The organism is Streptomyces niveiscabiei, from assembly GCF_001419795.1.
GTDB lineage: Bacteria > Actinomycetota > Actinomycetes > Streptomycetales > Streptomycetaceae > Streptomyces > Streptomyces niveiscabiei.
In genome coordinates this window covers 1-4,196 of sequence record NZ_LIRL01001090.1, presented here as the reverse complement: position 1 = coordinate 4,196, position 4,196 = coordinate 1, and the positions used below count along the sequence as shown (strand labels likewise).

4 protein-coding genes are annotated in these 4,196 nt (G+C 70.9%); 1 reads left to right on the top strand and 3 read right to left on the bottom strand.

Going from position 1 to position 4,196, the window contains the following annotated elements:
* Positions 1–525 (top strand): zinc-binding metallopeptidase family protein (locus tag AOK24_RS40310; RefSeq protein ID WP_159052165.1); only part of this gene is annotated, 525 nt, incomplete at its 5' end.
* Between the two features lie 159 nt (positions 526–684).
* Here AOK24_RS40310 and AOK24_RS40305 read toward each other — a convergent pair.
* From AOK24_RS40305 to hemL, 3 genes are all read right to left on the bottom strand, one after another.
* On the bottom strand, positions 685–2,013 hold the full coding sequence (locus AOK24_RS40305) for a polysaccharide deacetylase family protein (protein WP_055724876.1): 1,329 nt from the start codon (positions 2,011–2,013) through the stop codon (positions 685–687).
* 163 nt (positions 2,014–2,176) lie between these two features.
* Positions 2,177–2,860, bottom strand: coding sequence for a histidine phosphatase family protein (locus AOK24_RS40300; protein ID WP_055724875.1), 684 nt, complete (start codon positions 2,858–2,860; stop codon positions 2,177–2,179).
* On the bottom strand, positions 2,857–4,176 hold the full coding sequence (gene hemL, locus AOK24_RS40295; RefSeq protein WP_063799606.1) for a glutamate-1-semialdehyde 2,1-aminomutase: 1,320 nt from the start codon (positions 4,174–4,176) through the stop codon (positions 2,857–2,859). The genes AOK24_RS40300 and hemL overlap by 4 nt, the downstream gene beginning before the upstream one ends.
* Positions 4,177–4,196 lie beyond the last annotated feature (20 nt).

The window sequence follows — 4,196 nt, the reverse complement described above, 5'->3', positions numbered from 1 at the left end:
AACCGGGACGCCGATCCGCTGCTCGCCGAGTACCCGATTCCTTACGCGCTCTCCGTCGGTACCGTCCGCACCGGTGACTGGGCCAGCAGCGTGCCCGATCTCCTCGTCGCCGAGGGGCGGTTGGGGGTGCGGCTCGGGGAGGACCCCGCGTCGGCGCGCGCCGCGTTCGAGGCCCGCGTCGCTCAAGTCTGCGCCCAGGACGCGTGGTTGAGGGACCATCCGGTGGAAGTCACCTGGCCCGGAGGGCAGTTCGCCAGCGGGCGGCTCCCCGCCGGGCACCGGCTCCTGGGCCTCGTCCAGCGCGCCCACGCCGACGCGAACGGGGGTGCCGTACCCCGTGAGCGCGGGGCGACGTACGGGAGCGACCTGCGCCACTACGCCGGTGCCGGCATCCCCACGCTCCAGTTCGGGCCCGGGGACATCGGCGTCGCCCACAGCGCGCGGGAGGCCGTGTCGGTGCCGGAGACGGTGGGGGTGGCCCGGACACTGGCGCTGGCCGTGCTGCGGGAGCTGGGGACGGTGTGAGGGGCGGCGGGCAGTACCCCCGTGCCCGTAACCGCCTGTACGCGGCGCGTAGTACCCCCGTACCCGTACCCGCCCGTACGCGGCGCGCAGTACCCCATACCGTAAGCCGCCGGTCGTACCCGGGTAGTACCCCGGAGCCACCCGCCCCCGAGACCTCGCCTAGTACGCCGCGGTCGACCCCATCGTCTGCGTACTCGTACCCGTACCCCCGGCCGACGTCCCCGCCGTGGTCCCCTTGCTCTCCGTCATGAACGCCTTCCAGCCGCCCGCCGGGGCCTGGCCGACGTCCAGGGTGCGGAGCTTCGCCAGGACCTCCGGCTTCTGGACGTCGATCCAGTCGGTGAACTGGCGGAAGGAGACCATGCGGACGTCGGCGCCCTTCTCCTTCTCGGCGGCGATGTGCTTGAAGGCGGCCTCGACGGAGTCCATGTAGATGCCGCCGTTCCACTGTTCGAAGTGGTTGCCGATGAAGAAGGGGGCGCGGTTGGTGGTGTACGCGCGCTGGAAGCCCGCGATGTACGCGCCCGCGGACTGCTTGCGCCAGCCCGGGTAGTTGTGGGCCGGGGCCTTCGTGGAGTTGAGGGACTGGTTGGCCATCATGTTGTAGTCCATGGACAGGACCTCGAACTTGCGGCCGGGGAAAGGTATCGCCTGGAGCGGGAAGTCCCAGATGCCGTGTCGTTTCTTCGGCCAGACCTGACGGCCACCCGGCGAGGACGCGTCGTAGCGCCAGCCCAGCTCACGGGCGGTCGGCAGGAGGTTGTCCTGCCCGAGGAGGCACGGCGTACGGGCGCCGACCAGCTCCTTGTCGTAGTCGAAGGGCAGCGACGGCAGGTCGGTCCACCCCGTGTTCGTCCGCCACTCCTTGACGAACGCCTTCGCCTGGTCGATCTCGCTGCGCCACTGCTTGGCCGTCCACCACTTCACCGAGCCGTGCGACTCACCGCAGAAGTGCCCGTTGAAGTGGGTGCCTATCTCGTGCCCCTCCAGCCAGGCGCGGCGCACGTTCGTGAGGGTCGCCTTGACGTGGTCGTCGGAGAGGTAGCCGATGTCGGAGGCGCCGCGCCGGTTGTTCGGCGGCTCGTACATCCGCTTCTTGCCCTCCGGCAGCAGGTAGAGCCCGGAGAGGAAGAACGTCATCGACGCGCCGTGTTCCTTGGCGAGGTCGAGGAAGCGGGGGAAGAGGCCGTTGCCGACCTCGCCCGCGCCGTCCCAGGAGAAGATCACGAACTGCGGCGGCTCCTCGCCCGCCTCCAGCGGCACGGGCTTGTCCGGCTGGTGCGGCTGCTTGCCGGTGAACGACGTCGAGCCGTCCCCGATCGGCCGCGCCGGCGCGCTGGGACTGGCGCTGCCCTTCGGGGAGCCGCTCGCGGAGGGGCCGCCGTCCCCGGAGTCCGATCCGGAGGACGAGCCGCAGCCGGTCAGTCCCGCAGCCGCGGCGGCGCCCGCACCGAGTCCGAGGGCTCCCCGTCGGGTGAGATTGCGCATGGAGCTGTCCCGTTCGTCGCATGGTCTCTGGTGGGTCACTCATTCAGAGGACGTATCGAACGACGAGGTTCCCGGAGAAGTTCCGGGTTTGGTAACAGGAGCAACCTTTTTCGGCCGCCGCCTCAAGAGGAGACAAGAGGCGACAGCCGTTACAGCAAGATCCTTACGCGCCGAACGCCTTGTCCTTACCCTTCACCGGCTTCGCACCCGCACGCAGATGCGCGGGCACGAGGTCGATCGCGGGCTCGGAGTACCCGACGGAGACGATGCGGTCCCCCTCGTACGTGAAGGTCGTCAGCGAGGCGAGTGTGCACTGCCGCTTGCGCGGGTCGTGCCACAGGCGGCGGCGCTCGACGTACGACCGCACGATCCAGATCGGCAGCTGGTGGCTGACCAGCACCGCTTCGTGACCGCGCGCCTGGTCGCGGGCCGCGTCCAGCGCGCCCTTCATCCGCACGACCTGGTCGACGTACGGCTCTCCCCAGGACGGCTTGAACGGATTGACGAGATGCGGCCAGTTGCCCGGTTTCCGCAGTGCGCCGTCGCCGACGCCGAACGTCTTGCCCTGGAAGAAGTTCCCCGCCTCGATCAGCCGCGCGTCGGACGCGAGGTCCAGGCCGTGCGCCTTCGCGATCGGGGTCGCCGTCTCCTGCGCGCGCTCCAGCGGGGAGGCGACGACGTACGTGACGTCCCGGTTCGCGAGGTGCTCGGCGACCCGGTCGGCCATCTGCCGTCCCAGCTCGGAGAGGTGGTAGCCGGGCAGACGGCCGTACAGGATGCCGTCCGGGTTGTGCACCTCGCCGTGCCGCATCAGGTGGACGACGGTGAGTTCCTTGGCTGTGCTCATGCTGCCGTGGCCTCCGCGGCTGCTCTGGCCGCCGCCGGGAGGGCGTCGGCGATCTTCTGTACGGCACGGTCGTCGTGCGCCGTCGACACGAACCACGACTCGAACGACGACGGCGGCAGGTAGACGCCGTTCGCCAGGAGGGAGTGGAAGAACGCGGTGAACCGGTACGACTCCTGCGCCTTCGCGTCGTCGTAGGTGCGCACCGGACGGTCGGTGAAGAACACCGAGAACATGTTGGAGGCGCTCTGCACGGTGTGCGCGACGCCCTCCTTCGTCAGGGCCTGCGAGACCAGCGCCTGGATCTGCTCCGACACGGCGCCGAGCCGGTCGTACGCCGCGTCGTCCAGCAGCCGCAGCTGCGCGAGGCCCGCGGCCGTCGCGACCGGGTTCCCCGAGAGGGTGCCCGCCTGGTAGACGGGGCCGGCGGGGGCCAGGTGCGCCATGACGTCCGCCCGGCCGCCGAACGCCGCCGCCGGGAAGCCGCCGCCCATCACCTTGCCGAAGGTCATCAGGTCCGGTACGACGCCGTCGACGCCGAACCAGCCCGCCCGGCTCGTACGGAACCCCGTCATCACCTCGTCCGAGATGTACAGCGCGCCGTTCGCCGAACACAGGTCCTTCAGGCCCTGGTTGAAGCCCGGCAGCGGCGGTACGACGCCCATGTTGCCCGGCGACGCCTCCGTGATCACGCACGCGATCTCGTCCGGGTGCAGGCGGAACGCCTCGCGTACGGCGTCGAGGTCGTTGTAGGGGAGGACGATCGTGTCGCCGGCCTGCGCGCCCGTCACGCCCGGGGTGTCCGGGAGCGCGAACGTCGCGACGCCCGAGCCGGCCGCCGCGAGCAGGGCGTCCACGTGGCCGTGGTAGCAGCCCGCGAACTTCACGACCTTCGCGCGGCGGGTGAAGCCGCGGGCCAGGCGGATCGCGGACATCGTCGCCTCGGTGCCGCTGGAGACGAGACGGACCTGCTCCAGCGGGGCGACGCGCGCCGTCATCTCCTCGGCGAGGGCCACCTCTCCCTCGCCGGGGGTGCCGAAGGAGGTGCCCCGCGCGACGGCTTCCTGTACGGCGGCGATGACCTCCGGGTGGGAGTGGCCCAGGATCATCGGGCCCCAGGAGCAGACCAGGTCCACGTACTCGCGGCCGTCCGCGTCCGTGAGGTACGGGCCGGTGCCGGAGACCATGAAACGGGGGGTGCCGCCGACGGCCCTGAAGGCCCGCACCGGGGAGTTCACGCCGCCCGGCGTGACGGCGGAGGCGCGGTCGAAGAGGGCCTCGGAGGCGGGGGCGTCGAAGGGGTAGGGGTGTTCGGTCATGGCCTGGGGCTTCTCCGGCT

Excerpts from the sequence above, each read along its gene's own strand:
- hemL (WP_063799606.1), bottom strand. The coding sequence starts at position 4,176 with ATGACCGAACACCCCTACCCCTTCGACGCCCCCGCCTCCGAGGCCCTC.
- AOK24_RS40300 (WP_055724875.1), bottom strand. The coding sequence starts at position 2,860 with ATGAGCACAGCCAAGGAACTCACCGTCGTCCACCTGATGCGGCACGGC.
- AOK24_RS40305 (WP_055724876.1), bottom strand. The coding sequence starts at position 2,013 with ATGCGCAATCTCACCCGACGGGGAGCCCTCGGACTCGGTGCGGGCGCC.